Genomic DNA, 2,637 nt, shown 5'->3' on the forward strand with positions numbered 1-2,637 from the left:
AACCACCTCACAAACCTTTATCAGTTAAGGTTTACGTTCTTTTCCATATATTCGTTCTTTCTCACAAGCAGTCTCATCAGTCCGAATGCACCAAAGACGATGATTATCAACACTGTGGAGAGAACGCTGGCCAGACCGAACCTTATCGACTCGGAGAAGTTGTATATCAAAACCGTCATGTGATACCACTTGGCAGAAATCAAGAATATTATTGCACTTACGGCTGTCATAGACCTAACGAAGGTGTACGACATTCCTGAGATGAAAGCCGGTCGTATCAGCGGCAAGACAATTGTCCGGAAGACAGTGGTTGAATCTGCCCCCAGATCCTGCGCCGCCTCTTCGATAGCCGGATCGATCTGTCTGAGAGTGGCCACGCCTCCTTCAACTCCTACGGGCAGTTCTCTGATAATGTAGTTGATTACGATAATGGCGCCCGTTCCAACGAGTATCAAAGGAGGTTTATTGAAGGCTAGAACATAAGAGATACCGATCAATGTACCCGGTATGGCGAAGGGTGCGAGAATCAGCCCCTCAAGAACCCGTTTTCCGGCAAACTTCTTCCTGACGATTACCAGCGCTGCCATCATCGCTATCAGCCCGGCAAATGGCGTGGCGATTGCAGACAGGGTAAATGTATCGACTATCGCTGTCCGTCCTCTCTGTAGAGCTTCCGTTATGTTCTTAAGTGTAAATGAATAATCGATTCCCCAGTTGGCAACGAAGCAACCTGCAACTATTGTGCCATAAAGACCGAGTATGAAGGCTATGAATACTACTATAAATGCCATGAGAGCGAACTTCACTGGTTTAGAGACCAGATCACTGAGTCTTGAAGAAGGTTTCCCGGTAACCGTCACGTACGACTTCCTGCTGACCCAGAATCTCTGTACGAGAAAAGCCGTTAGTGTAGGCATAAGTAGCAGTATGGAAAGAGCCGCGCCATGGCCCAGCCTGTTTCTTCCGGTGACCTCAATATATGCCTCTACCGAGAGAACCCTGTAAGATCCCGCCAGAAGCAGTGGGTTTGCAAAGTCAGCGAGGGAGTTGGTGAAAACGAGCAGCCAGGAACTGAGAACACCGGGAATAGCCAAAGGGAATGTGACCTTCGAGAAGGTTTTCCACCTGCTACCGTTAAGGTCGAGAGAAGCCTCCTCGAGTGTAGAGTCAATTGCCTGTAGAACTCCCGAAAGAGTGAGGAAGGCGATCGGAAACATTCCTATAGTCTGAACTGCCGTGAGACCACCGAGACCGTAAATTGTGAAGTCCCTTAGTCCAAGTATCTGTTTTGTAATAAGCCCATTACTCCCGAAGAGAAGAATCAAAGACAGCGACAAGGAGAATGGAGGCGATATTACGGGCAGAAGTCCCATAGTGCCCAAAAACTTCTTTCCTCTTATGGCCGTTCTGTTTATGACAAAAGCGAAGATGAACCCGATAATCGTGGAGAATGTAGCCGTGAGGATGCCAAGTCTTACGCTCCCCCACAGCGCGCTAAGGTACTGTCTGGAAGAGAGAATTGTGACCCAAGTACGCATCGAGAATTCGCCGTCTGCCAAAAAGGTCAGTCTGATAGCCTCAAACAGAGGATAGGCTACGAATACTCCAACCATCAAGAAAAGGCCGAGAATAATATATCCCATTATGGGGTCTCTGAAGAATCTCGAGATGAAATAAATGATAACGAAGACAGCAAATGCGGCCATCATAAATAAGTTTAGTAGATCTGCGTAATTCTCTCCAGCCTCTGCAGACATCAGAAATAGCAGAAAGCCCGTCATGTCGTAACGAGTCTCGTCTATCAGCGGTGCAAACACCAGTGTAACACTCTTACCCCTGAATGAGTACTCAAGAGAAGAGTAGTAGTTTTCAAGGTAATAAACACTCTCAAAAGCCTTATCAAAATCTTGTGAACCGGAATTAGCTTCGTAAAAGGACTTCAGCTCGTTGTCAGGAGTGAGAACCTGAAGCTCATCCCAACCCGGAACACCGTGAACATAGATAATCTCAGCCTCGCTGAATTCCTTGTTCACTGTGACTATCCAGTTTTCGGCCTGCTCGGAGTCTCTAGGTGCCGACTCGGAAAGCACTGTGACCAGTTGCCTTTGATTCTCCTTTACAACCTTGAAGAAGGAGCCTTTGAGTGTGTCAAAAATCCAGAAAAGTGCCACAAAAACAGCAATACTTATAAACGCAAACGATAAGAGTTTTCTCCAGGAATACAATCCGATCACACCCCAAGAGTAACCTGATTGATGAAGCTAAATGAAGAGGAGCAGGAGACTAGCCCCTGCTCCAGTTAACTATCTAGTTTGCACCGCCTCCGATTTCATCTGTCCAGCGGTCGAGTAGTCTCTCCTTATTCTCAGCATCCCAGACATAATCCTGGTGAACTGTCTTGATTTCTTCCATACTGAAAGAGAGCGGATGCTTCGGAGCAATTCTCGAAACAGGTATTACGTACCAGCCTGCAATGATTGCCTGTGCCTCTTCGGTCAGTATCCAGTCATACAACTTCTTCGCATTGACTGGGTCAGGTCCATTCTTTATCAGAGACATAGACGCGATCTCGAAGCCCGTACCTTCTTCGGGAACGGTAATAGTAATATCGGCACCTTCGGCCTTCAGCTTAACCAT

At 47.1% G+C, this 2,637-nt stretch carries 2 protein-coding genes; both read right to left on the minus strand.

Annotation, left to right across the window (positions count from 1 at the left end; all coding sequences use genetic code 11):
* Positions 1 to 20: 20 nt before the first annotated feature.
* Positions 21 to 2,234: an iron ABC transporter permease gene (locus tag ENN47_13670; GenBank protein HDP79195.1), complete on the minus strand. Its 2,214-nt coding sequence runs from the start codon at positions 2,232 to 2,234 to the stop codon at positions 21 to 23.
* Positions 2,235 to 2,307: 73 nt separating this feature from the next.
* A partial coding sequence (locus ENN47_13675; protein HDP79196.1) for an iron ABC transporter substrate-binding protein occupies positions 2,308 to 2,637 on the minus strand: 330 nt, incomplete at its 5' end.

Source organism: Mesotoga infera (genome assembly GCA_011045915.1).
GTDB lineage: Bacteria > Thermotogota > Thermotogae > Petrotogales > Kosmotogaceae > Mesotoga > Mesotoga infera_D.